The 230-nt window shown below is 53.9% G+C and carries 1 rRNA gene; it reads right to left on the bottom strand.

The features are described from left to right. A 16S ribosomal RNA gene (locus H5123_RS20460) occupies nt 1–214 on the bottom strand; the annotation flags it as partial. Nucleotides 215–230 lie beyond the last annotated feature (16 nt).

Consider the following 230-nt stretch of genomic DNA (forward strand, 5'->3'; position numbering starts at 1 on the left):
GCCCGAAGGTCCCCTCCTTTCCCCCGTAGGGCGTATGCGGTATTAGCAGTCGTTTCCAACTGTTATCCCCCTCGACTGGGCAGATCCCTAGGCATTACTCACCCGTCCGCCGCTCGTCACCTCAGGAGCAAGCTCCCTTGTGTTACCGCTCGACTTGCATGTGTTAGGCCTGCCGCCAGCGTTCAATCTGAGCCATGATCAAACTCTTCAATTAAAGTTTTTTGAATCTT

This window comes from Shewanella sp. SR43-4 (assembly GCF_014163845.1).
Lineage (GTDB): Bacteria > Pseudomonadota > Gammaproteobacteria > Enterobacterales > Shewanellaceae > Shewanella > Shewanella vesiculosa.